The sequence below is a fragment of the Bradyrhizobium genosp. A genome (assembly GCF_049949275.1).
Classification (GTDB): Bacteria; Pseudomonadota; Alphaproteobacteria; order Rhizobiales; family Xanthobacteraceae; genus Bradyrhizobium.
In genome coordinates this window covers 8,151,526-8,178,385 of the sequence record NZ_CP188196.1, presented here as the reverse complement: position 1 = coordinate 8,178,385, position 26,860 = coordinate 8,151,526, and the positions used below count along the sequence as shown (strand labels likewise).

Annotated in this window: 26 protein-coding genes; 10 read left to right on the top strand and 16 right to left on the bottom strand. The window is 63.8% G+C overall.

What is annotated here, in order from left to right; all coding sequences use genetic code 11:
* Positions 1 to 197 precede the first annotated feature (197 nt).
* Positions 198 to 692, bottom strand: a complete 495-nt coding sequence (locus ACP2YP_RS38360) for a MarR family winged helix-turn-helix transcriptional regulator (protein WP_426421466.1) — start codon at positions 690 to 692, stop codon at positions 198 to 200.
* Between the two features lie 153 nt (positions 693 to 845).
* On the opposite strand from ACP2YP_RS38360, the gene ACP2YP_RS38355 reads away from it, so the two are divergent.
* Positions 846 to 2,696, top strand: a complete 1,851-nt coding sequence (locus tag ACP2YP_RS38355) for a feruloyl-CoA synthase (protein WP_426426425.1) — start codon at positions 846 to 848, stop codon at positions 2,694 to 2,696.
* A 408-nt stretch (positions 2,697 to 3,104) separates the two neighbouring features.
* On the opposite strand, the gene ACP2YP_RS38350 is transcribed toward ACP2YP_RS38355, so the two are convergent.
* The gene (locus ACP2YP_RS38350; protein WP_426421465.1) at positions 3,105 to 3,608 is read right to left on the bottom strand and encodes a MarR family winged helix-turn-helix transcriptional regulator; all 504 of its coding nucleotides are present in this window, start codon (positions 3,606 to 3,608) and stop codon (positions 3,105 to 3,107) included.
* 83 nt (positions 3,609 to 3,691) lie between these two features.
* Between ACP2YP_RS38350 and ACP2YP_RS38345 the strand changes: the two genes are divergently transcribed.
* The gene (locus ACP2YP_RS38345) at positions 3,692 to 4,900 is read left to right on the top strand and encodes a cytochrome P450 (RefSeq protein ID WP_426421464.1); all 1,209 of its coding nucleotides are present in this window, start codon (positions 3,692 to 3,694) and stop codon (positions 4,898 to 4,900) included.
* Between the two features lie 226 nt (positions 4,901 to 5,126).
* Here ACP2YP_RS38345 and ACP2YP_RS38340 read toward each other — a convergent pair whose 3' ends face one another.
* Entirely contained in the window at positions 5,127 to 6,281 is a 1,155-nt protein-coding gene (locus ACP2YP_RS38340) for an IS481 family transposase (protein WP_426419917.1), read from the bottom strand.
* A gap of 143 nt (positions 6,282 to 6,424) precedes the next feature.
* On the bottom strand, positions 6,425 to 7,687 hold the full coding sequence (locus tag ACP2YP_RS38335; protein ID WP_426421463.1) for an NAD(P)/FAD-dependent oxidoreductase: 1,263 nt from the start codon (positions 7,685 to 7,687) through the stop codon (positions 6,425 to 6,427).
* Positions 7,688 to 7,994: 307 nt separating this feature from the next.
* Between ACP2YP_RS38335 and ACP2YP_RS38330 the strand changes: the two genes are divergently transcribed.
* Entirely contained in the window at positions 7,995 to 9,167 is a 1,173-nt protein-coding gene (locus tag ACP2YP_RS38330; protein WP_426421462.1) for an ABC transporter substrate-binding protein, read from the top strand.
* Positions 9,168 to 9,516: 349 nt separating this feature from the next.
* Here ACP2YP_RS38330 and ACP2YP_RS38325 read toward each other — a convergent pair whose 3' ends face one another.
* The 10 genes from ACP2YP_RS38325 to ACP2YP_RS38280 all read right to left on the bottom strand — a co-directional run bounded on the left by ACP2YP_RS38325 (position 9,517) and on the right by ACP2YP_RS38280 (position 19,509).
* The gene (locus tag ACP2YP_RS38325) at positions 9,517 to 11,388 is read right to left on the bottom strand and encodes a bifunctional sugar phosphate isomerase/epimerase/4-hydroxyphenylpyruvate dioxygenase family protein (RefSeq protein ID WP_426421461.1); all 1,872 of its coding nucleotides are present in this window, start codon (positions 11,386 to 11,388) and stop codon (positions 9,517 to 9,519) included.
* The gene (locus tag ACP2YP_RS38320; protein ID WP_426421460.1) at positions 11,385 to 12,443 is read right to left on the bottom strand and encodes a Gfo/Idh/MocA family protein; all 1,059 of its coding nucleotides are present in this window, start codon (positions 12,441 to 12,443) and stop codon (positions 11,385 to 11,387) included. The genes ACP2YP_RS38325 and ACP2YP_RS38320 overlap by 4 nt, the downstream gene beginning before the upstream one ends.
* A complete protein-coding gene (locus ACP2YP_RS38315; RefSeq protein ID WP_426421459.1) occupies positions 12,440 to 13,177 on the bottom strand; it encodes an ABC transporter ATP-binding protein in 738 nt (245 codons plus the stop codon). Before ACP2YP_RS38315 ends, ACP2YP_RS38320 begins: the two co-directional genes overlap by 4 nt.
* A gap of 12 nt (positions 13,178 to 13,189) precedes the next feature.
* Positions 13,190 to 13,933: an ABC transporter ATP-binding protein gene (locus tag ACP2YP_RS38310; protein ID WP_426421458.1), complete on the bottom strand. Its 744-nt coding sequence runs from the start codon at positions 13,931 to 13,933 to the stop codon at positions 13,190 to 13,192.
* Positions 13,930 to 14,928, bottom strand: coding sequence for a branched-chain amino acid ABC transporter permease (locus ACP2YP_RS38305; protein WP_426421457.1), 999 nt, complete (start codon positions 14,926 to 14,928; stop codon positions 13,930 to 13,932). Before ACP2YP_RS38305 ends, ACP2YP_RS38310 begins: the two co-directional genes overlap by 4 nt.
* Entirely contained in the window at positions 14,925 to 15,800 is an 876-nt protein-coding gene (locus ACP2YP_RS38300) for a branched-chain amino acid ABC transporter permease (protein ID WP_426421456.1), read from the bottom strand. Before ACP2YP_RS38300 ends, ACP2YP_RS38305 begins: the two co-directional genes overlap by 4 nt.
* Before the next feature lie 167 nt (positions 15,801 to 15,967).
* A complete protein-coding gene (locus tag ACP2YP_RS38295) occupies positions 15,968 to 17,098 on the bottom strand; it encodes an ABC transporter substrate-binding protein (protein WP_426421455.1) in 1,131 nt (376 codons plus the stop codon).
* Positions 17,099 to 17,153: 55 nt separating this feature from the next.
* Positions 17,154 to 18,032 carry a shikimate dehydrogenase gene (locus tag ACP2YP_RS38290; RefSeq protein ID WP_426421454.1) on the bottom strand — a complete coding sequence of 293 codons (879 nt, stop codon included), beginning with the start codon at positions 18,030 to 18,032 and terminating at the stop codon, positions 17,154 to 17,156.
* Between the two features lie 132 nt (positions 18,033 to 18,164).
* Positions 18,165 to 19,106 carry a LysR family transcriptional regulator gene (locus ACP2YP_RS38285; RefSeq protein WP_426421453.1) on the bottom strand — a complete coding sequence of 314 codons (942 nt, stop codon included), beginning with the start codon at positions 19,104 to 19,106 and terminating at the stop codon, positions 18,165 to 18,167.
* Positions 19,107 to 19,332: 226 nt separating this feature from the next.
* Positions 19,333 to 19,509, bottom strand: coding sequence for a hypothetical protein (locus ACP2YP_RS38280; protein ID WP_426421452.1), 177 nt, complete (start codon positions 19,507 to 19,509; stop codon positions 19,333 to 19,335).
* 167 nt (positions 19,510 to 19,676) lie between these two features.
* Here ACP2YP_RS38280 and ACP2YP_RS38275 point away from each other — a divergent pair, with 167 nt between their 5' ends.
* From ACP2YP_RS38275 to ACP2YP_RS38245, 7 genes are all read left to right on the top strand, one after another.
* Entirely contained in the window at positions 19,677 to 20,405 is a 729-nt protein-coding gene (locus ACP2YP_RS38275) for a LuxR family transcriptional regulator (protein WP_426421451.1), read from the top strand.
* Positions 20,406 to 20,490: 85 nt separating this feature from the next.
* Positions 20,491 to 21,150: an acyl-homoserine-lactone synthase gene (locus ACP2YP_RS38270; protein ID WP_426421450.1), complete on the top strand. Its 660-nt coding sequence runs from the start codon at positions 20,491 to 20,493 to the stop codon at positions 21,148 to 21,150.
* Position 21,151: 1 nt separating this feature from the next.
* Positions 21,152 to 21,370, top strand: a complete 219-nt coding sequence (locus ACP2YP_RS38265; RefSeq protein WP_426421449.1) for a hypothetical protein — start codon at positions 21,152 to 21,154, stop codon at positions 21,368 to 21,370.
* Positions 21,371 to 21,675: 305 nt separating this feature from the next.
* Complete coding sequence (locus tag ACP2YP_RS38260) at positions 21,676 to 22,593, top strand: branched-chain amino acid ABC transporter permease (protein ID WP_426421448.1); 918 nt, start codon at positions 21,676 to 21,678, stop codon at positions 22,591 to 22,593.
* Entirely contained in the window at positions 22,590 to 23,534 is a 945-nt protein-coding gene (locus ACP2YP_RS38255) for a branched-chain amino acid ABC transporter permease (protein ID WP_426421447.1), read from the top strand. Before ACP2YP_RS38260 ends, ACP2YP_RS38255 begins: the two co-directional genes overlap by 4 nt.
* Entirely contained in the window at positions 23,527 to 24,294 is a 768-nt protein-coding gene (locus tag ACP2YP_RS38250) for an ABC transporter ATP-binding protein (protein ID WP_426421446.1), read from the top strand. Before ACP2YP_RS38255 ends, ACP2YP_RS38250 begins: the two co-directional genes overlap by 8 nt.
* Positions 24,287 to 25,000 carry an ABC transporter ATP-binding protein gene (locus tag ACP2YP_RS38245; protein ID WP_426421445.1) on the top strand — a complete coding sequence of 238 codons (714 nt, stop codon included), beginning with the start codon at positions 24,287 to 24,289 and terminating at the stop codon, positions 24,998 to 25,000. Before ACP2YP_RS38250 ends, ACP2YP_RS38245 begins: the two co-directional genes overlap by 8 nt.
* Positions 25,001 to 25,087: 87 nt before the next feature.
* Here ACP2YP_RS38245 and ACP2YP_RS38240 read toward each other — a convergent pair whose 3' ends face one another.
* Together ACP2YP_RS38240 and ACP2YP_RS38235 are read right to left on the bottom strand one after the other, a co-directional pair.
* Entirely contained in the window at positions 25,088 to 25,261 is a 174-nt protein-coding gene (locus ACP2YP_RS38240; protein WP_426421444.1) for a hypothetical protein, read from the bottom strand.
* Positions 25,262 to 25,332: 71 nt separating this feature from the next.
* Positions 25,333 to 26,778 (bottom strand): glutamine synthetase family protein, encoded by a 1,446-nt coding sequence (locus ACP2YP_RS38235; RefSeq protein WP_426421443.1) that lies wholly within the window; start codon positions 26,776 to 26,778, stop codon positions 25,333 to 25,335.
* Positions 26,779 to 26,860 lie beyond the last annotated feature (82 nt).

The following is a 26,860-nucleotide window of genomic DNA, read 5'->3' as shown; positions in this document are numbered from 1 at the left end:
ACTTGCCTTCACCCGGAATGAAGCAAGCGATGTGCCATTGTGTACATTATCCGGGCAGCGTGGTCGCCCGGAAATTATCGAAAGATCAGCAGCTTGTGGGATGCCTCGATGATCGATTGGGCGGTCGTGCCAAGGCCTTGTTGCGTGCATTTGCCCAAATCATGAGCAGTCCGGATCAGGTGAAGCCAGAGTCCGGATCAGGTGAAGCCAGCGAGGATCTGCAGCAGCCGCTCCCGGTTCGCCTTGCCGATCTTCTCCTCGACATGTCGCTCGTGCTCGGCGGCGAGACGCTTGAATTTGGCCAGCGCCGTCTCACCCTGCGCGGTGAGGTGCAGGGCGTGGGAGCGCCGATCCGATTTCGACTTGATCCGCTTCACCAGCTTGCGCTGTTCGAGGCTGTCGAGCAGATGCACCAGCCGGGCACGCTCGATGCCGAGGCGTTTTGCCACCGCCATCTGCGAGAGCCCGGGGTTGGCGCCGATCACCGTCAGCACCGAATATTGCGTCGGCCTGATGTCGACGTCGCCTAGCGTCTTGATGAAGTCCTGAAAGATCCAGATCTGGAAGCGCCGCACCGCGTAGCCGGCGTGGCCGACCAGCGCATCGAGCCCGATCTCGTCCGCGTCGAACCGCCGCGCCGCGCCGTTGCCAGCGCGTTTGCGGGGGGAAGTCTGGGCTGCGCTGGCTGTCACATCGTGTCTCCTGCCGGGCGATCTTAACGCCCCGACGGTCCCAACGGAAGATTGTTGTTGACGACAACAATTGCCGTGCCCAACATCATCGCCAAAGCAGCCCGGAACGAGGCTGTCGTCGATCCGGACGTTTCCCGGGGCGAGGAGGAAACCATGACGATCGCCACTCGCGGTGACGCTTCGAGCCTGTTCGCAACGCCAAAGACCGTCGCCGAGCATCGCGCCGACGGCAGCATCGTGCTGCGCTCGCCGGAGCCCTTGCACGACTGCGCACGCTGCATCGGCGACTGGCTGGAGCATTTTGCGCGGCAGACGCCTGATGCGATCTTCCTCGCAGAACGCGGCAACCCCGAAGCACTCTGGGCCACCGTCACTTATGCGCAGGCGCTGCAGCAGGTGCGAGGCGCGGCGTCATGGATCCTCGCGCGGGGTCTCAACTCCGGGCGCCCGCTCGTGATCCTCTCCGACAACAGCATCGACCATGCGCTGCTCGCGCTTGCCGCCCAGCATGTCGGTGTGCCCTCGGCAGCGATCTCGCCGGCCTATTCGCTGATGTCGAAGGATTTTGACAAGCTCAAGAGCATGATCGCGCTGCTGGAGCCGGGTGCGATCTATGTCTCCGCGACAAAACCGTTTGAGGCCGCGCTCGCCGCGATCAAGCCGCTGCACCAGGCGCAGATCATCAGCGGCAATGCCGATGATGCCGACGCGCTTGCCTTCCACACCATCGCGGCAACGGCTGAGACGCCCGACGTTGCACAAGCCTTTGCAACAGTGACCCCAGACACGATCGCAAAATTCCTGTTCACCTCGGGCTCGACCGGCACCCCCAAGGCGGTCATCAACACCCAGCGCATGCTGACCTCGAGCCAGCAGGCCAAGGCGCAGACCTGGACCTTCCTGGAGCAGGGGCGCGGCAATCTCGTCATCCTCGACTGGCTGCCCTGGAGCCACACCTTCGGCGCCAACCACAATTTTAATCTGGTGCTGCGCAACGGCGGCGCGCTCTATATCGACGGCGGCAAGCCCGCGCCCGGACTGTTTGCGACGTCGCTTGCGAATCTGAAAAGTGTGATGCCGACGGTCTATTTCAACGTGCCGCGCGGCTTCGACATGCTGATCGCGGCGCTCCGTGCCGACGAGGAGCTGCGCCGGCGTTTCTTCGGCGAGGTGAAGTTCGCCTTCTATGCCGGCGCCGCGCTGCCGCAAAATCTGTGGGACGCGCTCGAAGAGCTTTCGATCAAGACTGTTGGTCGTGCGATGCCGATGGTCTCGGCCTGGGGCTCGACCGAAACCTCGCCGCTGGCGACCGACTGCCATTTCCTTGCTGAGCGTTCCGGCAATATCGGCGTGCCGACTCCTGGAACGGAGCTGAAGCTTGTTACCTCCGGCGACAAGCTGGAGGTGCGCGTGCGCGGCCCCAACGTTACGCCGGGCTATTGGAAGGCGCCCGAGTTGACCAAGCAGGCTTTTGATGAGGAAGGTTTTTATCTCATCGGCGATGCCGTGAAGCTTGCGGACGTAGGCCGGCCCGAGCGCGGCTTGTTCTTCGACGGTCGCGTTGCGGAAGATTTCAAGCTCAATTCCGGCACCTGGGTCAGCGTCGGCACGTTGCGCGTCGCCGGCATCGCCGCGCTTGCGCCGCTGGCGCAGGACATCGTCGTGACCGGCCATGGTAGTGACGAGGTGCGGTTTCTGGTGTTCCCGAACATCGGCGCCTGTCGCGCTCATGCCGGTCTGCCGGAGGCGGCGGGCGTGAATGATGTGTTGGCGCACGACAAGGTCAGGACTGCCATCGCGCAGGGCCTCTCAAAACTGAAGCGGCAGGGAGCCAAATCCTCCGGCCACGCCACGCGCGCGCTGCTGCTCGCCGAGCCGCCGTCGGTCGATGGCGGCGAGATCACCGACAAGGGCTACATCAACCAGCGCGCGGTGTTGACGCGGCGTGCGGATACCGTCGCGCGGTTGAACGATGATGCGTCGGGTGATTGGATCGGGTTGTAGGGCTGGGGCATCTAACAGCTCTCGTGCCCCGGACGCAGCGCAGCACCGTAAGCGCGTTTACGCGCGTCTTCGACGCGCTATGGTGATGCGCTGCAGAGCCAGGGCCCATCTCTCATAGCGCGCGCGGCTGCATGGGTCCCGGCTCTGCGCAGCAGCGTTTCACGCTGCAGCGCGTCCGGGACACGAGAGCTGGGCAAGCCCAATACGCCAGCCATTGTGCCGCAATATCCGGCATGATTCTTTTGTTGCCGAAGCAACTAATTTGTGCGAACCATTCCAGACAAGGGATGACGGCGGAGGAACCGCCGCGTCGGATCGGAGGAAACGATGCTCGGCAGAGAGGGTGCCGCGGGCAAATGCCGGCGCATGCTTGAGAACGATGCGGGATCGCGCCCGGCCTGTAGTCCGTCAGGCCTCGCTGCCGCCGGTCACCGCGCCGAGGTTTTCGTGCAATCGGCGCAGCAGGTCGATCAGCACCTCGCGCTCGTCCTTGCTCAGACAGGACAACAGGCGCCGCTCCCGTTCGAACGCCGCAACGATGACCTTGTCGTGGGTGGTGCGGCCCTTCGCCGTCAGCGAGATCGAATGGGTCCGGCCGTCGTTGGGATCGGTGCGGATCGACACATGCCCGCGCCTCTCGAGGCCGGCGAGCGTGCGGCTCACGGGGCCCTTGTCGAAGCCGATGACGTGGCAGATGCGCGAGGCGGGAATGCCGGGCTCGATCGCCAGCAGCGACATGATCCGCCATTCGGTGACGTTGACGCCGAATTGCCGCTGATAGAACGCGGTCGCGCTGTTCGAGAGCTTGTTGGCAATAAAGGTGATGAACGCCGGGACGTAACGATCGAGATCGAGCGTCGGCCCGACGTCAGCGGGCGCAGGCTTTTGGCGGGATCTGGTCGAAGGCGGCATATCGGGAATCTGTCTCGCGGCGTGCCGAAAGACCTAAGGGCAAGCGCCGCCCTTTCACAAGATCAAAATGAGGGAGGATTTTTATGAGCGCACCCGGCTCGACCGTATCAGGCGTCCCGCATCTCGACGTCGATCCCTTCGACATGAATTTTTTTGCCGACCCCTATCCCACGCATGAGCTGCTGCGCGAGACGGGACCGGTCGTCTATCTCGACAGATGGAAGCTCTATGGCGTGGCGCGCTATGCCGAGGTTCATGCGGTTCTGAACGATCCCGCGACGTTCTGCTCGAGCCGCGGCGTCGGCCTGTCCGACTTCAAGAAGGAAACGCCGTGGCGGCCGCCGAGCCTGATCCTCGAGGCCGATCCGCCTGAGCACACGCGCACCCGCGCCGTGCTGTCAAAGGTGCTGTCGCCGACCGTGATGAAGGGGCTGCGCGACCGTTTTGCCGCGGCGGCGGAGGAGCGGGTGGACGCGCTGCTGGAGATGCGCAGTTTCGATGCGATCGCCGATCTCGCCGAAGCCTATCCGCTCTCGATCTTCCCGGATGCATTGGGCCTGAAGCCTGAGGGACGTGAGCATCTCATTCCCTACGCGAGCCTGGTGTTCAATGCCTTCGGGCCGCCGAATGAATTGCGCAAGGAGGCGATCGCGCGTTCGGCGCCGCACCAGGCCTATGTCACCGAGCAGTGCCAGCGCGACAACCTGACGCCGGGCGGTATCGGCGCCTGCATCCACGCTCATGTTGACGAGGGCGCGATCACGGCCACGGAAGCTCCGCTGCTGGTGCGCTCGCTGCTGTCGGCCGGCCTCGACACCACGGTCAACGGGATCGGTGCCGCCGTCTATTGCCTGGCTCGCTTCCCCGATGAGTGGCAGCGTCTGCGCGGTGACCTCACGCTCGCGCGCAACGCTTTCGAAGAGGCCGTGCGCTTCGAAAGCCCGGTGCAGACCTTCTTCCGCACCACGACGCGTGAGGTCGAACTGTCAGGCGCAACGATCGGCGAAGGCGAGAAAGTGCTGATGTTTCTCGCCGCCGCCAACCGCGATCCGCGGCGCTGGGACAAGCCGGACAGCTACGACATCACGCGCCGGACTTCCGGTCATGTCGGCTATGGCGCGGGCATCCATATGTGCGTCGGCCAGCTCGTGGCGCGGCTCGAAGGCGAGACGATGCTGTCAGCCTTGGCCCGCCGCGTTGCCAGCATTGAGATGACAGGCGAGCCAAAGCGCCGCTTCAATAACACGCTGCGCGGGCTCGACAGCCTGCCGGTGAGAATCACGCCGGCTTGACGCTGTCGGCGGCAACCAACCTGAACGAAACGAGAATTGTGTTACCCATGTCGTCGGTCTGAACTGTCACCTATGTCGGCGGTTGCTCAGCTTCGCGAAGCGAAGCCGGGTGAGGGGCCTCCCCTCACGAATGGTATTGCTAGTGGAGAGAACCCCCCATCCGGCGCTTCGCTGTCCAGCGGATGGATAGGTAACACAATAGACCGGATGGATGGGTGACACTCGTTCATGATTTGGTCGGCTGCGGCGCTGTGCTAGCACAGCGCCGCAGCTTGCGTGTTTGCTGGTCGATGATGCCGATCGGCACGTCGAAGAAGCGCACTTGCCAGTATCCGTCCTCGGTTTCCTCGACGACAACTGCTTCACCGTCAAGAGCGCTGCAGATGTGGATGAGGTCGCCACGCCATTTGATCTCGCCGTTGGAGCGGACCTGACGCACCGCGGCTTCGGCTGGATAATCGGGCTCTGGAAGCCGCCTTGGCATCTCACGGGGCGAGGGCTGATAGACGGTTGCAGGAGGGCGCTGGCCAAGCGACTCGTGTGGCCGTTCTTCGTTGTAGTCGCGCACAAAAGCCGCAAAGCGACGGGCCTGCGCGGCCCGGGTTGGCGGCGGTGGCCGCATGGCTTCCAGAAGCGTGAGGTGAAAACGCTCGTGTCGGCCGTTCTGCTGCGGATGGCCAGGATCAATCCGTTCATGCCGGATGCCGAGCTTGATCCACCATACCGACAGCGCCGTCAGGCCCGTGGTCCCGGTCGAGGCGAACGGCGAGCCATTGTCGGAGCAGATGATCTGCGGCAAGCCGTACTCGCGAAACGCCCGCTCCAGCAGCGGTTGGCATTCGGAATATTGCGTGCTGCCCGTCGCAGCCAAACTAATCAAATAGCGGCTGAAGCCATCGGTCGCCGTGAAAGGTTCAACCCGAGATCCGTCGCCCAGTCGGATCCAGCCCTTGTGATCGAGGGCCCATACATGGTTGGCATGCTGAGGCACCGTCAGTTGCCCCATGCGCGGCGGCGCACGTCGCCGAACCCGACGGCTGCTAACCAGTCCCGCCCGTTTGAGGATCTCGCCCGCCGTCGAGGCCGACGGCCAATCGACATCCCCTTGGCAAGCCTCAAGCTTGCTCACAATCTTGCGCGGCCCCCAGCTCGGCCGCTCGAGCCGCAGCCCCACAATCGCATCAACGATGTGCTGCGGCGTCGCGCGCCCATGCACCTGCGCGGCGTGCGAGCGATCCGCAAGCCCTCCAGGCCCTTCCAACCGGTAGCGCTCCAACCATTTGTAGCCGGTCTTGCGACTGATCTCGTAGCGGTCGCAAAGCTCCGTCATCGTCCACAATCCGCTTCGCTGATCCGCGATGAAGCTAACCCGTTGGTCCATTGCGCAGCTCTCTCGCCAAGGCATCGGCTGATCCTCCCAGCCGACAGAGAACTGTCACCCATCCATCCGGTCTACTGTGTTACCTATCTATCCGGTCTGGACACGCGCCACCTTCTCCCGCAAGGGGAGAAGGACGAAAGAAGCTAGACCACCTTACTGCTCCCCTGCGTGATCAACCGCGCCGCGCGCTGGTCGCGGGCATAGATCCAGAGCCAGCTCAGCGCCACGCTCAGGCGGTGGCGCAGCCCGATCAGGAAGTAGATGTGCGCGATGCCCCAGATCCACCAAGCGATGGTGCCGCGCAGCTTGATGCGGCCGAAATCGATCACAGCGAGCCCTTTGCCGATCTGGGCGAGACTGCCGGCGTGTTTGTAGCGAAATGGCCCCGTCGCCGCGCCGCGCAAGCGGGCCTTGATGGTCTCGGCAACATGACGCCCCTGTTGCTTGGCGGCCGGCGCTATGCCGGGCACCGGCTTGCCGTTCCAGGCGTTAATCGTCACGGTGTCACCGATCGCAAAAATTTCCGGATGGCCGGGAATGGTCAGGTCGGCCTCGACCTGCACACGCCCGGCCCGATCGGCCGGCGCACCCAGCCATTCTGCGGCGGGCGAGGCGCGCACGCCAGCGGCCCAGATCATCGTTTTCGCATTCAGCCGCTGTCCGCCATAGACGACGCCGTCGCGATCGATCTCGGTGACGGGCTGGCCCAGCACGACTTCGACGCCGATCTTTTCAAGAGAGGCCTGCGCATACGCGGAGAGATCGTCGGCAAATCCGGCGAGCACGCGCGGACCTGCCTCGATCAGGACGACGCGCGCCTTGGTCGTATCGATGTTGCGAAAGTCCGGCTGCAGCGTGTGCCGCGCCAGCTCTATGATGGTGCCGGCCAGTTCCACACCGGTTGGTCCAGCGCCGATGATGACGAAGGTCAGCCGTGCCGCGCGGCGGGCCGGATCGGTCTCGCGCTCGGCGCGTTCGAACGCGACCAGGATATGGCGCCGCAGCGTGGTCGCATCCTCCAGCGTTTTCAGTCCGGGTGCGAATTGCTCCCATTCATCATGGCCGAAATAGGCGTGCCGGACCCCGGTCGCAAGCATGAGCGTGTCGTAGGGCACCTCGTTGCCGTCATCGAGCAGCACACGGCGCTTCTCAGCGTCGACGCCACTGACGTTCGCAAACAGCGTCGTCACCTCGCGCCGGTCGCGCATCAAGTGTCGGATCGGCCAGGCGATCTCGCTGGTCGCAAGCGAGGCGGTCGCGACCTGATAGAGCAGCGGCTGAAATAGATGGTGGTTGCGGCGGTCGATCAGCGCGATCGTCACAGGCGCGCCTGCGAGCCGGTAGGTCGCCTCCAGTCCGCCGAAACCGGCTCCGACGATAACGACGCGATGGGGAGTCGTGGTCATGATGCGCCCTCGAATCTCGCGGGTCCGCCCGCATCTTGCATATAAGTGCGAACAGGAGGCCGTGGTCCAATAGCCGATATCAATCGAGGCATAGACGGCGTGTATCGAGGCTCGCGAAAAAGCACCGCGGCCTTGGCCTGGTCGAAGTAAGTAGAATTATATTTCTTGCCATCCCCGATTGGCGCGAAATATGGTGCAGGGGCGGGCGCTGAGCCATTGGCGGCGCGACAGATTTTGCGTTCAATAGAGACAGGCCCGGGCGGCGATCACCCCGTTTCCGGGATCAATAATAAGGAGGGGAGTGGTTATGAAGACAGCATTCTGGCTGGCGGGTGCGGCTGCGCTCGTGCTGGCAAGTCCGGCATTCGCCGGCGACACCATCAAAATCGGTTTCGTCTCGACCTTCAGCGGCCCGACTGCCGTGATCGGCAACGACATGCGCAACTCCTTCGAGCTCGCGCTGGATCACCTCGGCCGCAAGATGGGCGGCAAGCCGGTCGAGGTGATCTACGAGGACGACGGGCAGAAGCCCGATGTCGGCAAGCAGAAGACCGAGAAACTGGTGCAGTCCGACAAGGTCGATTTCATCGTCGGCTACATCTGGTCGAACGTGCTGCTCGCCTCGCTCAAGACCGCGGTGGATTCGCAGACCTTCCTGATCTCGGCCAATGCCGGCCCGTCGCAGCTCGCGGGCGAGCTGTGCTCGCCTTACGTGTTTTCGACCTCCTGGCAGAACGACCAGACACCTGCCGCCATGGGCCTTTACATGAACGCGAATAACGTCAAGAGCGTGTTCCTGATCGGCCCGAACTACGCCGCCGGCAAGGACATGCTTGCGGGTGTGAAAAGCACGTTCAAGGGTGAGGTCAAGGGCGAGGAATACACGGTGTGGCCGAGCCAGCTCGACTTCTCGGCCGAGCTTGCGAAGGCCCGTGCCTCCGGCGCTGAATCGATCTTCGTGTTCTATCCCGGTGCGGCCGGTGCGCAGTTCCTCAATCAATATGTCCAGGCAGGCATGAAGAGTACCATGCCGCTCTACACCGCCTTCACCGTCGACGAGACGACGTTGCCGTTGCAGAAGGAGAATGCGTTCGGGGTGTCCGGTGCGCAGGAGTGGGTAAACGACCTCCCGAACGAGCAGAACAAGAAGTTCGTCGCCGACTACCGCAAGAAATATCCGAACGCCCGGCCGAGCTATTATGGCGCGCAGGCCTATGACGCGGCGCAGCTCATCAACAGCGCGGTGGTTGCCGTCGGCGGCGACACGTCCAAGAAGGATGCGATGAAGGCCGAGATGGAGAAGGCCAACTTCAAGTCGCTGCGCGGCGCGTTCAAATATGGCAACAACCACATCCCGATCCAGAACTTCTATTTGCAGGACGTGGTGAAGGGCGCCGGGGGCGAGCTCTCGCTGAAGACCGCTGCCACCATCGTTACGGCCGATCAAGACCGTTTCCACGATAAGTGCCCGATGAAGTGAGGGGATAGAAGCCGCGATGCACGCTGCCCCTTCTCCCCCTGTGGGAGAAGGTGGCGCGAAGCGCCGGATGAGGGGTTGCTTCCGCAAACTCGGTATCGCGTTTGAGGAAAGATACCCCTCACCCGTCTCGCCGCTACGCGGCGAGCCACCCTCTCCCACAAGGCTACTTGATTCACACATCTCAGAAACCGACTCTGGATCAATAACTTAGATGACCATTGATGTTCAGATCGCGGGACACAGCGCACAAGCGCCAACGTTGAAAAGACTCACGGTTTTCTCATTGGTAATCGATGCCTGCCGAGATGTGTGCATATCGTAGCCCACAAGGGGAGAGGGGAAGAGGCACCTACACCCTTGGCATGCTCGCGGGGCGCACCTCGCGGGCCTGCGCCGCGAGCCTGATTCCGGCGTTCGCCGCGCCGAATCCCTGATAGCTCCGCCGCTCTACGATCTCGAAGAAGAAGCGCTCATCAAAAATGTGGGTGTAGACCTGGAAGAACTCGCCGTCGCCCTCGCGGTCGTAGAGGATGTGGTTGGCGCGGAGTTTTGCCATGATGTCGGGGGCGAGATCGTACTTGGCTTCGATGTCGTCGTAATAATTGTCGGGAATATCCAGGAAATCCGCGCCACGGGCGCGCATCGCGGCGACCGCGGCAAAGATGTCGTTGCATGCAAACGCGACGTGCTGCACGCCTGAGCCGAAAAACTCCGAGATGAAGCGCGCCGGCAACGTGCGGTTGGCGGAGGAGCCGTTGAGCACGAAGCGCAGGCTCTGGTCGCCGTTGATGACGGCCTGGCTCTGCACGAGGCCCCTGGGATCGGCGATCTCCATCTGCGGCAGGCGCTTGAGGTCGAGGATGCCGGTGTAGAACAGCAGCCAGGACAGCATCTCGTCATAAGGCATCGACTGCGCGATGTGGTCGATGGCGAGCAGCGCATCCGCGCTTGCCTCGCTCGCAACCGGCGCAAAATCCGTGTCCCAGTTCTTGCCGGCCTGGTCGAGGAAGTAAAGCAGGCTGCCGCCGACGCCGTGGATCGCGGGGATCTCCAGCTCGCCCGGCCCGACCGGCTGGTAGAAGGTGCGTGCCTTCAGCATCTCCGCCCGCTGCATGGCAAGGCCCGCATTGTCGACGTCGAGCGCGATGGCGCAGACGCCGGGGCCGTGCGTGACGTAATGCGAATGCGCAAAGCCGTCGGTCTCCGAGTTGATGACGAGCTCGACCTTGCCCTGCGACCAGCGCTCCACCGCCTTGCTGCGGTGCTCGCCGGTCTTGCGGAAGCCGAGCTGTGAAAACAGATGCGCGAGCTCATCTGCCTTGGTCTCGTTGACGGCGAACTCGATAAAGCCGGTGCCGCTGCTCTTGGCCTTCGGTGCTAAGGGCTCGCCGACGAGCTTTGGCCAATCCGGGGCGAGCTGGTCCTGCAACAGGATCAGCGAGCGCAGGCCGTCGACTGCCGTCTGTACCGCCGACCCGGCGCGGAACTGATCGTTGAAGATCTCCAGCGACCACGGACCGGAATAGCCGGTGGCCGCGATCGCCTGCATGAACTCGACGACCGGCAGGTCGCCCTGGCCGGGGAAGGAGCGGAAGTGCCGGCTCCACGACAGGATGTCGAGCTCGAGCTTCGGTGCATCGGCCAGCTGTACCAGAAAAATCTTGTCGCCGGGGATCGAGGCCACGGCGCGGACCGGGAAGCCGGGCGCCAGCGCGTGAAAGCTGTCGAGGATGACACCGATCGCGGGATGATCGGCGCGGCGCACGACTTCCCAGGCATCGCGATAGTCGTTGACGTGCCGTCCCCAGGCCAGCGCCTCGTAGCCGACGCGCAAAGATCGCTTGGCGGCACGATCGCCGAGCTCGCGAAAATCATCGGCCGCGCGGTCGATACCGCCGAGCGAGGCCGGCGAGACGTTGGAGCAGATCAGCAGCAGCTCGGTGCCGAGCTCCTGCATCAGATCAAACTTGCGCTCGGCGCGGGCAAAATTGCGCGAGCGCTGCGGCTCCGGCATGCCCTCGAAATCGCGGAACGGCTGGAACGCGCAGATCTCGAGATTGAGGTCCTTGCAGAGCTGCGCCACCTCGCGCGGGCCCGAACCGAACGACAGCAGGTCGTTCTCAAAGATCTCGACCGCCTCGAAGCCGGCGGATGCGATGGCGCGAAGCTTTTCGTCGAGAGCCCCCGAAAGAGAGACGGTCGCGATCGAGCGCTTGTTCATGCGGCCTGCTCCATGATTTGGCCCGGCGATATTTTTTGGCCCGTGCGTGCCGCTTCGCTGACGGCTTCGACGACCGCCAGCGTGCCCATCGCGTCCTCGACGGAGATCAGAGGTTGTTCACGGCCCGCGATCACCTCAAGGAAATGCCGGAGCTGTTCGACCAGTGGATCGAATGCGGGCGGTGCGATCGCCTTGCGCGACAGCGGCGCGTGCCAGCCGGGCTGTTGCGCGTAGGACCACAGCTCCATATTCGGTACGGATAGCGAGCCCGCGGTGCCGGAGAGGATGTAACAGGGCTGGTCCTGCTTCGGGTACGCAGCGTTTTCGCCCGACGCGAGCTCCCAGCTCCACGGCGCCGGCGTCGCGTCCGACACGGTCACCGTTCCCAGCGCGCCGTTGGCGAAGCGCAGCAGCAGTGCGGCGGTGTCCTCGACAGCGAAGCCGCGAACCCTGTTCGAGGTCCGCGCCTGCACCTCGGTGATCTCGCCGCAGATGAAGCGGAGATTGTCGATGTCATGGATGAGGTTGATGAGCAGCGGCCCGCCGCCCTGCTCGCGCCGCCACGCCACGTCAAAGTAATCATCGGGCTTCTTCAGGAGCCATAGTCCGACCACGGCTGTGAGTTGGCCGAGCTTGCCAGTCGCCACAGCCTCGCGCGCGGCCTTGATAATCGGATTGTGCCGACGGTGATGGCCGACCAGCATCGGCACGCCGGTCCGTTTGATCGCCGCGCACAGCCGCTGTGCCACCGCGACCGTATCTGTCACCGGCTTCTCGATCATCGCGGGTACGCCGGCCTGCGCGCAGTCGAGCGCCATCTGGAAGTGCAGTGCGTTCGGCGAGGCGATGATCAGGCCATCAGGCTTTTCCTGCTCCAGCAGTGCGCGATGGTCTGCGTACCAGCTTACACCGTGCGCCTGCACATACTCTTTCGTGGTGGAGGATGGGTCAGCGATGCCGGCCAGCACGCAATCCGGCGAAGCGTCGATCAACTCGACATGGCGGCGGCCGATCAGGCCGGCACCGGCAATTGCGATGCGCATTGGCGCGCTCATGCCGCACTCTCCTCCATGGCGCCGCCGAGGAAGAGCTGGCCGATCCGGGGATCGTTGAGGATGCGCTTTGCGCCGTCGACCATGCGGGTCTGGCCGAGCTCGAGCACGATGCCGATATCCGAGATCTCCAGCGCCGAGCGCGCGTTCTGCTCGATCATCAGGATGGTGACGCCGCGGTCGCGCAGGCTTTTGAGGATGTCAAAAGTCTGCTGCACCATCAGCGGCGACAGGCCGATCGAGGGCTCGTCGATCAGCACGAGCCCTGGCTCGAGCAGCAGCGAGCGGGCGATCTCGAGCTGCTTCTGCTCGCCGCCGGAGAGCGTCGAGGCCTGCTGTGTTGACTTGCGGCGCAGCGCGGGGAACAGGTCGAGCGCAGCCTCGATCCGCGTCGGCAGGTCGATGCCCTTTCCGGCTGAGACTCCGCCGAGCTCGATGTTGTGGCGCACCGACAGTTCTGGAAAGATGTTGCGGCCTTGCGGCACATAGCAGATGCCGGCATTGAGCAGCGCGCGCTGGCTCAAATTGGTGACGTCGCGGCCGGCAAAACTGATCTTGCCCTCGCGCAGCTTGAGCAGGCCGAAGATCGCCTTGAACACGGTCGATTTGCCGGCGCCGTTCGGGCCGATGATGGTGGTGATGGTCGCCGGCGGCACCGAAAATGTCGTGCCGTTCAGGATCGTCATCTTGCCGTAGCCGCCGACGAGGTTGTGAACCGAGAGGATCGGGTCGCTCATGGCTCGCTTTCCCTAATGTCCGAGATAGGCTTCGATCACGGCGGGGTTTTTCTGGACCTCGTCCGGCCGCCCCATCGCCAGCACCTTGCCCTCCGCCATCACCATCACACGCGAGCACAGCGACATCACGAACTCCATGTTGTGCTCGATCACGACGAAGGTGGCGTTCTTCTCGCGGTTGATCGCGACCAGCCGCTCCTTCAGATCCGCCAGCATCGACGGGTTGACGCCGCCGGCGGGCTCGTCGAGCAGCACCAGGCGCGGGCCGCCCATGAACGCCATGGCGGCATCGAGCAGCTTTTGCTGGCCGTAGGAGAGGCCACCGGCGGGCTCCGCGGCGAGATGATCGAGCTTGAAGAAGCCGATCATCTGGTTGGCGGTATCAGTCAGCCCGGCATCGGAGCGGCCGACCAGGCGCGAGGCCATGTTGCCCTGATGCTCCTGCCCGGCAAGAATCAGGTTCTCGCGCACCGAAAGTTTTGGAAACACCTGCAGGAGCTGGAAGGTGCGGCTGACGCCGAGCTTGTTGAGCTCGGCGGGGCGCAGGCCGGTGACGACCTTGCCGTCGAGCTTGACCTCGCCGCCTGATGGCGTGAGCTGGCCGAGGATGCAGTTGAACAAGGTCGACTTGCCGCAGCCGTTCGGCCCGATCAGGCCGAGAATCTCGCCCTCGCGCACGTCGAAGGAGACGCCGTCGACCGCAGTGATGCCGCCAAAACTCTTCTTGATGTCGGTGACTTCGAGCACCGCACTCATTGCGCCGTCTCCAGTCGGGACTTTGCGACGGCGCGCAGCGCGGAGGCCGCCTTGGTGCGCCGCGCGGCCATAGTGCGATCGAGGATTCCCAGGATGCCGGTTGGCGACCAGATCAGAAGTCCCATCACCGCGATCGCGTACAGCATCAGATAATAGCCCTCCGTGAAGCGCAGCCACTCCGGCAGCAGCACCGCGATCATGGCGCCGAGGAACGGACCGAAATAGAAGCCGGCACCGCCGACGATCACCATCATCAGGAGATCGAGCGAAAGCGACAGGTTGAACGGCACGGGGTCGATATATTGCGTCAACGGCGCATAGAGCGCGCCGGCGACGCCGCCGAGCGCCGAGCCGATCGCAAAGGCCATCAGCGTGTAGCGGCGGGTGTCGATGCCGAGCGACTGGGCGCGTAGCGGATTCTCGCGCAGCGCCATGAAGGCGCGGCCCCAGGGCGAACGAATCAGCCACCAGACCGCGACGGACACGATCGCGAGCGAGCCGAGGCAGACATAATAGAACGGCAGCGGCTTGTTGGTCGCGATCCCGAAGACATGCGGCCGCGGAATGTTGGAGATGCCGTAGATGCCGCCGGTGAGCCAGCTCTCGTTGCGGAACACCAGGAAGGCCAGGGTCGAGAAGGCGAGCGTGACGAAGGCAAGGTAGTGGTGCTGCACGCGCAGTGCGGGATAGCCGAGCACCCAGCCGACCGCGAAGGCGAGCACGATCGCGACCAGGATCGCGGCCGGCAGCGGCCAGCCATGCGTCGTCATGATCGCGGCCGCATAGGCGCCGATGCCGACGAAGGCGCCCTGCGCCAGCGAGACCTGGCCGGCATAGCCGAGCGTGAGGTTCAGGCCCATCGCGGCAATCGTCATCACTGCCCATTGGCTCAGGATGAACAGGCCGTAGCGGTTGAAGTTCATGGGAATGACGATCAAGCCGGCAATGACGATGAGGCCGAGCGCGATCTTCAGGGGTTTGGCGAAGCCGCTCATACTGTGCGCTCCTCGGCGCGGCCGAGCAGTCCTTGCGGCCGGAACAGGATGACGACGATGAGGAAGATAAGCGGGACGGCGGCGCGGTATTGCGTCGAGACATAGGATGCCGCGAGATTGTCGAGCACGCCGATCAAAAGGCCGCCGGCGATCGCGCCGCGCACCTGGTTGAAGCCGCCGACGATCGCCGCAATGAAAGCGGCTTGGCCCAGCACTTCGCCGCTCGAAAACTTTGCCAGATAGATCGGCGTGATCAGCAGCGAGGCCAGCGCCACCAGGAAGGCGTTGATCAGGAAAGTCAGCAGGATCATGCGCTCAACGGGCACGCCGATGATGCGCGCAACCGTCGGGTTTTGCGCTGCCGCCTGCATCTGATGGCCGAGCGAAGTGCGGTTGAGCAGCGTGGTCAGGCCAAACACGGCAACAATGGCGACGACGAGCACGCCGATGCTTTGCAGCGAGACGGCGTGGCCGAGGATGGAGATGTCGCCGGTCGGCACGATCGACGGAAAGGGCGAAGCCTCCGCGCTGAAGAACTGTTTGACGGCCTCCTTGATCCCGATCGCCAGTGCCATGGTCGCGATTGCGAGCGGCAGCACGCCATGGCGCATCATCGGGTCGACCAGCAGCATCTTGAAGGCCAGCCCAAGCAGGATCATCGACAAGAGGATGCCAAGGATGATCGCGAGCCAGAACGGCGCGCCGGCATGCATCGCCGCCAGCATCAAAAACGCGGGGAGCATCACGAACTCGCCTTGTGCGAAATTGATGGTCTGCGAGGTCTGCCACAGCAGCGTGAAGCCAACCGCGACCAGCGCATAGATCGCGCCGGTGGCAAGTCCCGCGACCAGAAGATCGAACAGATTGGACATTTTCCCCTCTCTATCGTCTCCCTCGCCCCGCTTGCGGGGAGAGGGTCGGGGTGAGGGGGGCCTCCGCGAGGGAGGTGACAGTTGGACTCGCGGAAGCTCCCCCTCACCCGGAATTTGCTGCGCAAATCCCGGTCTCTCCCCGCAAGCGGGGAGAGGCGAAGACCGCCTCACTTCACCTTCGGCAGCACCTGCTTCACGACCTGCTTGCCTTCGACCACCTCAACCAGAAAACTCTGGCGATCGATGTCGCCGTTTGCATCGAAGGTGACGTCCATCAAAATGCCCGGCTCGTCCGCGGCCTTGATCGTCAGGCCGTGCAGCGTGTCGGCGAACGCCTTGGAATCGACCTTGCCCATCTTCTCGGTGGTGGCCTTCACCATGTAGACGGCGAGGTAGCCCTTCAGGCCGTTGTGATCAGGAACGTAATTGTACTTCTTCGAGAAGCGGTCACGGAATCCCTTGATCAGGTCGACCGGGGCATCCGTGGTGAGGCCGACATGGCCGCGCGCGCCGTTGGCGGCATCGCCGGCGAGTTCGATCACCTTCTGGCCGATCAGCGTGGTCTCGCCCATCAACGGCGCGGTGACGCCCTGGCGCTTGAGCTCCTTGAGAATACGCGCGCTCTCTTCCTCGTTCAGATAGATGAACACGGCGTCGGGATTGGCGGCCTTGATCTTGCCGACGTCGGCGGCGAAATCGGCCTGGCCCGCCTCGGTGGAGAGATCGGCGACGACCTTGGAGCCGAGCCGCTCCAGCTCCTTGACCACGACGTCGCGTCCGCCGCGGCCAAAGTCATTGTTGACCCAGACCACCGCGACCGACTTCGCCTTCACGTCGTCGTGGATGTATTTTGCGACCTTCGGCATCGAGGACTGCTGGCCGAACGAGGTGCGGAACAGGAACTTGTTGCCGGCCTGCGTCAGCTCGGCGGCTTCGCCGCCCATGATCTGTGCGATGCCGGCTTCGGCTGCGAGCGGGGCGGTGACCTTCACCGAGCCGGAATAGCCGGGCCCGAGCAGCACGTAGGGCTCGGCGTCGAGCGCCTTCTGCACCTGCGCGCGCGCCACGCCGGGGTTGGACTGCGAGTCGGCATGGGTGACCTCCAACTTGCGCCCGAGCACACCGCCCTTGGCGTTGATCTCCTCGATCGCGAGGTCGATGCCGTTCTTCCAGTTGGTGCCGACGGTGGCGCCGCCACCGGAGAGTTCGGCGACGTCGGCAAGCTTGATCGCCTGTGCGAAGGCGCCCGATGTCGTGATTGCGGTGAGCAGCGCGCCCACCAGTAGCGTTGATTTCATCGTCCTCTCCTCCCGTTTCAATTTTGCAAGCGGCCTTGTGCCCGGCCGCTTCGCCTCAAGCTGCCTGATAGGTGGCGCTGCGCGCGGCCATCACGGCGTCAAAAGCCTCTCCCATGACTTCGGTCGACGGGGCAAGGCCTGTGAACAGTTCGAAGGCGTCGGCAGCCTGGTAGATCGCAAGCTCGCGCCCGGTCATGATCCGCGCGCCCTTCGCCTGCGCTGCGGCAAGGAGCGGCGTGATCAGCGGCGAATAGACGGCGTCGGCGACCCACAGGCTCTGGCGCAGCAGCACCGGCGCGACCGGGGTGTCCCGGTTCGGCAGCATGCCGACCGGCGTGCCGTTGACGAGGCCGGTTGCGCCGTCGAGCGCGTCCTCGACGCTCTTGGCCACCCGCGCGCCACCATGCTTGGCCAGCAGCGCGGCGAGTTTTTCGGCCCGCGCCGGCTCGCTGTCGAAGATGCGGAGGTCAGCCACATCCAGGCTCGCCAGCGCAAAGGCAATCGCCTTGCCGACGCCGCCGGTGCCGATCACGGCCACCGCGTTTCCGGCAGGAGCCAGCAGCGGCTTGACGGCGCGCGCAAAGCCTGTGGTGTCTGTATTGTGGCCGATCAGCCGGCCGTCCTTGACGACGACGGTGTTGACCGCTGCCATGGTGGCCGCAGTCGTGGCCAGCTCGTCGAGCAGCGGGACGACCGCCTCCTTGTAGGGAAAAGTGACGTTGACGCCGGCAAAGCCGAGCCGCCGCACGCCCTCGAGCATCATGCTGAGACCGGTCGCGTCCGCACCGGCGACCTCGATGAGCTGATAATGGCCGCGCAGGCCGAGCGCCTCGGCGGCGCGTTCATGCATGGCGGGGGAGGCGGAATGGGCGATCGGCGCGCCGATCAGGCCGGTCAGCAGTTTTTTGGGGGCAGCAGGTCCGCGGCTAGACATGATCCACTATCGTCTCTGAGGGCGCGTTGATGTCCGGCCATTAGCGGGGAAATCCGCGCCAATCCAAGGGGGACGATAGTCTTTCCCATGCCTAACACAATTACCCATTTATCCGGCAAACCTAACATCATGTTATTTCCTGCGCCCACGCGCCGAGGCGCCCCTGCCGTTGCCGCGGGACGACGGCTCGACCGCCCGCATCTCGGCGCGCAGGGACTCGATGAAATGCTCGGCATGGAGCGACAATGGCGCGCCGCGCTTGACCGCAATGTAGGTGTCGAACCGCGTCGGCTCGGTGATCTTCAAGAGCTCGATGCCAGGATAGCCGCCATGAGCCACCGTGAACTGGTCGATGATGGCGATGCCAAGACCTGCCTTCACCAGCGCGCAGACCGTGGTGCCGAAGCGCGCGCGGATGGTGATGTTGTACTCCAGCCGGTTGCGCGCAAAAATCTCGGCCATGATCCGACCGTAAGGGTCGTTGGGATCGATACCGATCAGCGGATAGCGGGTGATCTCGGCGGCGGAGACCTGCTTGCGGCCGGCAAGCTCGTGGCCGGGCGGCACGATGCAATAGAGCTCGCCCGAGGCGAGCGGCATGAAGTCGAGCCCGGAATGCTCTAACCGGTAGCTCATCGCCACGCACTCGCCGCGACCGAGCATGAGATAGTCGATGGCTTCCTCGAGCTTGAGGATGTTGATATCGATGCCGAGATCGGGATAGCGGCGGCGGACCCGCTCGATCGCGCGCGGCACCATTACCTGCGAGATGCTCGGCACCGAGCCGATGCGCAGTTCCGACAATCCGCCGCGGCCGATCTTGGAGATGATCTCGGAGAGGTCGTCGACCTTCTTGTAGACGCCGTTGATCTGCTCGAAAATGTTCTCGGCTTCCGGCGTCGGGAAGTAGCGGCCGTTCTGACGCTGGAAGAAACGGATGCCGAGCGAGCGCTCGGTGTATTTGACCAGCCGGCTGATCCCCGGCGCCGACACGTTCAACAGTTTCGCCGCGCCGCCAATGGTGCCCGTCACCATCACGGCGCGGATCACTTCAACCTGGCGCAGAGTCATCATGGTCTTGGAATGTCCCAGGCATCCGAATGACGATCGTGGCGGCGATCATCTCACGACAGCCGTGATGTCATCCAGCGGCAAGTGGGGCTTTCAAGTGGGGCTTTGGTGGGAGCAGAAGGGCGGATAACTTCGCCGTCAGGGTATTTCGACCAAAAGCAGCGCGCTCAAATCGAGGGGCATCGTCGCGCGATCGGTTGCATCGGCGCCGTCTGCAGCGGCCTGCGTGCTAGCCCGCGGGGTTCTCCGGCGAGGCGCTGTCGACGAGCTTGGGGCGCTCGCTTTGCAGCACGTCGCGCGCGAACTCGATGATCTTCTGCTTGTTTGCCGTATCGCGCACGGCGAAAAACACGCGGTTCAATTCCAGGCCGAGCACGCTGTTGAGGGCGATGTTCTCGTCTTCCATCGTGGCTTTCCCGCTCTAGACGCCTTAGGTGTAACTTGACGTCACTTCCTCCACAAGTAGATTAAAACTTCGGTGCCAGTGCCACACCGGGAATTTACGGACGCGGTGAATTGAGGCAGCCCCCAAAGACGTGCTATACCGAGCGGCGAACGTCAGGAAATGCACCGATGTCCGCCGTGGATTATGGCCGGGAAGCGCTGGACTTCATCGAAGGGCTGGGAGCCTATGACAGGGTCCCGGACGCAATGGACGCGCTCGCAATGACCTTCGGCCGCTACGGCTTCGAGCACATCATCGTCACCGGCTTGCCGAATCCCGATCAGCGCTTTTCCCAGATGGTGCTGGCCAAGAAATGGCCCGCGGAGTGGTTCAGCCTCTATACTGCAAAGAGCTACGACCGCGTCGATCCCGTGGTCCGGAAGTGCCGCCATACGGTCAATCCGTTTGAATGGTCGGAAGCGCCTTATGACCCGGAACTCGAGCCGGGCGCGGTGGAGGTGATGCGGCGTGCCGCCGATTTCCGCATGTCGCGCGGTTTCGTCGTGCCGATCCACGGCCTGACCGGCTATGAGGCCGGCGTCTCGCTCGGCGGCGTTCATCTCGATCTCAATGCCCGCAGCAAGCCGGCACTGCATTTGATCGCGATGTATGGCTTCGACCACATTCGCCGTTTGCTCGCGCCGTCGCCGCATCCGTCGGCGCGCCTGACCCCGCGCGAGCGCGAGGTGATCGCCTGGGCGTCGCAGGGCAAGTCCGCCTGGGAGATCGGCGAGATACTGAACATCACACAGCGCACTGCGGAAGAGCATCTTGCAACTGCTGCGCGCAAGCTCGGCGCGGTCAACCGGACGCATGCGGTCGCGATCGCGATCCGCCAAAGAATCATCAATCCCTGAAATCTTCGCCTACTGGGAAATTTCCCAATAGTCGGTTTGGCCTTTTTCGCTGAGGCTGCCCTCATTTCAAGCCATGGGGGAGTTCATGATTCATGTGATTTCTGCCGTCAACCGGCACCTCTACGAAGACATCCTCGAACAGCATTTCCGGATTCGTCACGAGATTTTCGTCGAAGAGCGGAAATGGGAGGCGCTGCGCAAGCCCGACAGCCGCGAGATCGACGTCTACGACAACGAGGACACGATCTATTTGCTGGCTCTCGAGAACCGCCGCGTGCTCGGCGGCTCCCGCCTGTATCCGACCACCAAGCCGAGCATGATGAGCGAGGTCTTCCCCCATCTCGCGGCGGTGCGAGGCTGCCCGGTCGATCCGCAAATCTGGGAGTGGTCGCGCTTCTTCGTGACGCGCGAGCGCCGCGATGGCGCGTTCAATCTGCAATTGATGGCGGCGGCGCAGGAGTTCTGTCTCGATCAGGGCATCGAGCGGCTTTGCCTGGTCATGGAGACGTGGTGGTTGCCGCGTTTCCACGACATCGGCTTCGTCGTCACGCCGCTGGGATTGCCGGCGCTGGTCGAGGACTCCTGGACCATGGCCGCGACCATCGAGATACGCCAGGAGTCGCTCAACGTCGTGCGCGACCGGATCGGGATGAAGAGCCTCGTCCAACAGGACGGACCGCGTCTCGATTGTATCGCCCGTGCCAACCTTTGCGGCCGTACCGCCGCGCAACGAAAGAGCGCCTGAGATGTCGAACATGATGCGAGACAGCCAAATCATGGCGCAAACCAAGGACGAGAATCTCGGCTACATGTCCGACATGGCGCTTGAGCTGGCGCAGATGGCGGAAGACACCGGGCTGGCGACGCTGGCCTACCTGTTCCGGATGGCGGCGCTGGAGGCCTCGACGGCCAACAGCGAGCTCGCCGAACTGGACGATCTTCCCCACCAGATCACGTCGCACTAGAGGTAGCTTCATTCCGGCAAGTCGCGCACCCTCTTCCCGGCAACGGGGGAGGGTGATCGTTTTGGTGCGGCAGGCTGACCCACCCCGCGCGGCAGTTTTCTTGCAAGGCCGGTTTTGCAAGGCACAATTTTGATCGCATGCACCGGCATGCAACAAAGTGCATGTCTGGCGCGGAATCGCTCTTGCCTCGGAACGATACTGCCATTACCCATTTTTCGGCCTTGTAGAGGCAGGGGGAGCTCTTTCACTGATGGCGACTGTGTTCGAACATCGGCGCGCGTCCGTATGCGCCTGAAAGAGTTTTGATGCTGCTCGTCGTCGAACAGTTCTTGAACGGATTGCAGTTCGGCCTGCTGCTGTTCCTGCTAGCCGCCGGCCTGACGCTGGTGTTCGGGATCATGGATCTCGTCAACCTCGCGCACGGCTCGCTCTACATGATGGGGGCCTATTTCGCCGCGACCTTCGCGGCGTGGACCGGCAGCTTCCTGCTCGGCGCGCTGCTGGCGCTCGGCGCGACACTTGTGCTCGGCGTCGTGCTCGAGATGAGTGCGCTGCGGCATCTCTATGGGCGCGACCATCTCGACCACGTCCTCGCGACCTTCGGCCTGATCCTGTTCTTCAACGAGGCCGTGCGCCTGATCTGGGGCCCGGCGGGCCTCGCGCTGCCGCTGCCGGCCTGGCTCACGGTGCCGGTGCCGATCCTGCCCGGCATTCACTATCCTGCGTACCGCCTCGCCATCATCGTCGTCGCGCTGCTGGTGGCGCTGCTGCTCTATCTCGGGGTGATGCGCACCCGCATCGGCATGCTGATCCGCGCCGGCGCCTCCAACCGCGAGATGATCGGCGCGCTCGGCATCAACATCAAGCTGCTCTATACGCTGGTGTTCGGGCTCGGTGCAGCGCTCGCAGGGTTGGCCGGCATGATGCAGGCGCCGATCCTGACCGTGCAGATCGGAATGGGTGAGAACATCCTCATCCTCGCCTTCGTCATCATCGTGATCGGCGGCATCGGCTCGATCCGCGGCGCGTTCCTCGCTGCGATCTTCGTCGGCATGATCGACACGCTTGGCCGCGCCTTCCTGCCCAATCTGTTGCGGCAGGTGCTGAGCGGCGCCGCCGCCTCCACCGCCGCGCCCGCGCTGTCGTCCATGCTGATCTACCTGCTGATGGCGATCGTGCTGGTGGTGCGGCCGGAGGGGCTGTTTCCGGCCAACCGTCGATGAAGACTTTCTCAGTGAGTAAGGCCGTCACGGCCCTGATGCTGGCGGGCCTCGTGCTGCTGCCGCTCTATTCGTATTTGTCCGGCAACGTCTTCATCCTGACGCTGTTCACCCGCATCGTTATCCTGGCGCTGGCGGCGGCGAGCCTCAACCTCATCATGGGATTTGGCGGCATGATGAGCTTTGGTCACGCCGCTTATCTCGGCATCGGCGGCTACGCCGTCGGCATGCTGGCGCAGGAAGGCATAGGCTCCGGCTTCATCCAGTTTCCCGTCGCGCTCGCGGCGTCTGCAATCTATGCGCTGGTGATCGGCGCGCTTTCTCTGCGCACCCGCGGCGTCTATTTCATCATGATCACGCTTGCCTTCGCGCAGATGGCCTATTACGTCGCCTCTGGCCTTGCGCGCTACGGCGGCGACGACGGCCTCACCGTTTACAAGCGCAGCGACTTCTCCGGGCTGATCAACCTGTCGAACCGCACGCAGTTCTATTATCTCTGCCTCGCCTGTCTGTTCGGCGTGATCTTCCTGATCTGGCGCATCGTCAATTCGCGCTTCGGTCTCGTCGTGCAGGGGCTGCGCTCCAACGAGCAACGCATGCAGGCGATCGGCTTCCCCGCGAAGCGCTACCAGCTGGTCTGCTTCGTCATCTCCGGCACCATGTGCGGCCTCGCCGGCGCGCTGCTCGCCAACAACACCGATTTCGTCAGCCCGGCCGTGATGTACTGGACGCGCTCCGGCGATCTCATGGTGATGGTGATCCTGGGCGGCATGGGCACGTTGTTCGGCCCGGTCATGGGCGCTGTGGTCTATCTGCTGCTGGAAGAGTTCTTGTCGCGGCTCACCGAATATTGGGCGCTGATCATGGGTCCGCTGCTGCTGCTGATCGTGCTGTTCGGCCGTGGCGGCATCATGGGCCTGCTGGGGAGGCTCAATCGTGGCTGAACCGCTGCTCCGGGTCGAAAAGCTGGTGCGCCGTTTCGGCGGCATCACCGCGACGGACAACGTCTCGCTCGACGTTGCAAGCGGCGAGCTCCACGCCATCATCGGCCCGAACGGCGCCGGCAAGACCACGCTGATCAGCCAGCTCACCGGGCATCTCGAGCCGCATTCCGGCAGTGTCTCGCTGGGCGGCCGCGACATCACCTATCTGCCGGCCTATCGCCGCTGCGCGCTGGGCCTCGCACGTTCGTTCCAGATCACCTCGCTGCTGTTCGACTTCACCGTCGCCGACAATGTCGCACTCGCGGCGCAGGCGCATGCAGGCCATTCGTTCCGCTTCTTTGCCAATGCCCGCAAGGAGAAGGGTCTGCGCGATGCCGCGCATGCCGCGCTCGACCGCGTCGGCTTGTTGCATCGCGCCGACGTCGTGGTGTCCAGGCTCAGCCATGGCGAGCGCCGCGAGCTCGAGCTTGCGGTCGCGCTCGCAAGCCAGCCGAAACTTTTGCTGCTCGACGAGCCGATGGCCGGCCTCGGCGTCACCGAATCCCAACGCATGGTAAAACTGCTCCAGGAGCTGCGGAAAGAGGTCTCGATCGTGCTGGTCGAGCACGACATGCCCGCGGTGTTCGCACTCGCTGATCGCATTTCGGTGCTGGTCTATGGCCGCGTCATCGCCTCCGGCGATCCGGCCGCGATCCGCCAGAACGAAGACGTCAAACGCGCCTATCTCGGCGACCAGCATGTGGTGACGCACCATGGCTGACGCGCTGCTCGACGTCGACGGCATCGAGACCTGCTACGGCCTCTCACAGGTGCTGTTCGGCCTGTCGCTGTCGGTCAAGCCCGGCGAGATGGTCTCGCTGATGGGCCGCAACGGCATGGGCAAGACCACGACGATCCGCTCGATCATGGGCCTGACGCCGGCGCGATCAGGCGCAATCCGCTTTGCGGGTACCGAAGTCCGGCAGCTTCCGTCGTACCGGATCGCCAAGCTCGGCGTCGGTCTGGTGCCGGAGGGACGCCAGATCTTCCCGAACCTCGCCGTACGCGAAAACCTGGTTGCTGCCGCCGCCGACCGCTTCAACAGCGCCAATCCCTGGACGCTCGCTGCGATCTACGTGCTGTTCCCGCGGCTGGCCGAGCGCGCCGCCAACATGGGTAACCAGCTCTCCGGCGGCGAGCAGCAGATGCTCGCCATCGGCCGCGCGCTGATGACCAACCCAAAGCTCCTGATCCTGGATGAAGCGACCGAAGGGCTGGCACCGCTGATCCGCGAAGAGATCTGGAATTGCCTGTCGCTGCTGAAGAGCCGGGGACAGTCGATCCTGGTCGTCGACAAGAACGTCGACCACCTCGCCCGCATCTGCGACCGCCACTTCATCATCGAGCGCGGCAAGACCGTGTGGAGCGGCACGTCGGACCAGCTGATGGCCGAGCCGGATCTGCAGCACAAATATTTGGGGATTTAGCTCCGCTCTCTCGCCGTAACGATCAGGATCAGCTTTCGCACAGACACCTCCATCATTCGGTCAACCACTGTGGCCTGACTTGCGCGGTCAGCGGGCGAGCCGATGCACGCCGATCTCGATCAGGGTGCTCCGGCAGGATAGGCGATAGATCAGGCTGAACAATTGACTGAACATGATCGAACTCCACTGTTGATCATGAAGAGCAACGATAGACCCTGCGCTTTTCACGTGATTTTCGCGGCGCAGGGAAAACGGCTTCATCGGAGCACGGAATGGTGTCGTCGGAACCGGCGGGACGAAACCGCCTCACAGGGTCGTGAGGCGGTTCTCCCTCAGAACATCTCGAAATATTCGCGATGCTCCCAATCGGTCACCTCAGACAGGAAGCGGTCGATCTCGGCATTCTTGATGTGGGTGTAATAATCCACGAACTCCGCGCCGAATTTTTCGCGGAAGAACGGATCGTCCTTCAGCGCGGAGACCGCATCGCGCAGGCTCTTCGGCAGCAGCGGCGCCCTGGTCTCGTAGGGTGTGTCGGCCGAAGGGCCGGGATCGAGCTTGCGGTCGACGCCGTCGAGGCCTGCGAGGATCTGGGCGGCCATGTAGAGATAGGGATTGGCGGCGGGCTCGCCGACGCGGTTTTCCAGGCGCGTGGCGGCATCGCCCGCGCCGCCGAGCACGCGGATCATCACGCCGCGATTGTCGCGGCCCCAGATCGCGCGGTCCGGCGCCAGCGAATAGGAGCGGTAGCGCTTGTAGCCGTTGATGGTCGGCGTGGTGAACACGGTGGCCGCACGGGCGTGGTCGAGCAGGCCGGCGAGGTACGCCCGGCCGAAGGCGCTGAGCGGTTCGCCGTCCTTCGCTGTTTCCTTGGCCATGAACTGGTTGTCGCCGCTCGCGCGCGAGACGACCGACTGGTGCAGGTGCCAGCCGCTCGCGAATAGGTTCGGGAGCTTGGGCCGGCACATGAAGGTGGCATGATAGCCGTGCCGGCGCGCGATCTGCTTCACGGCAGAGCGAAACAGCACCATGTTGTCGGCCGGCTCCAGGCCCTTCTTCGGCGCGAAGGTGAACTCGCACTGGCTCGGCCCGAACTCGACCTCGACCGAGCGCAGCGGCAGCCCGAGCGCGACGATGTCACGGCGCAGGATCTCCAGCACCGGCTCCATCTGATCGAAGCGCTGCTCGGTGAGGTATTGATAGCCGTGAGAGAGCAGGCTCACCGAGGGTGGCGTGCCCGGCTGTCCCGCGTCTTCGGCGCGCATATGCGGGTCGTCGAGCTTGAAGATGTGGAATTCGACCTCGAGCCCCGCGACGAAATCGTGGCCGCGGCGGGCGAGTTCGTCGAGGACCTTGCGATAGAGCCCGCGCGTCGCGAACGGCACCGGGCGGCCGTCATTGAAATGGAGGTCGCACAACACCCAGCCGGTGGCCGGCGCCCACGGCAAGACGCGAAACGTGGTGGGATCGGCGACCATCAGCACATCGGCCGCGCCCTCCATCTCCTTCATGCCGAAGCCGCCGCCTGATGTGAACACCGGAAACACCGTGCGGTGTGAGGTGTCCTTGGCCAGCATGGTGGTGGTGATGGAGCAGCCGCTCTCCAGCGACGCCATCGCCTCGGAGGCGATGATGGTCTTGCCGCGCAAAATGCCGTGTTGGTCGGGGAAGGCGAGGCGGATGACTTCGAGGTTCTTGTCCTCGACGATGCGGCGCATGCGCGCCGCGGCGTCCTTCTGCTCATCCGACCACAGCGCATGACGCGCGACGAAAGTCACTGTGCTACTCCTCCAGTCGTGAGGCGCAAAGCATGCGCCACATTCTCCGTCATTGCGAGCGCAGCGAAGCAATCCAGGAATG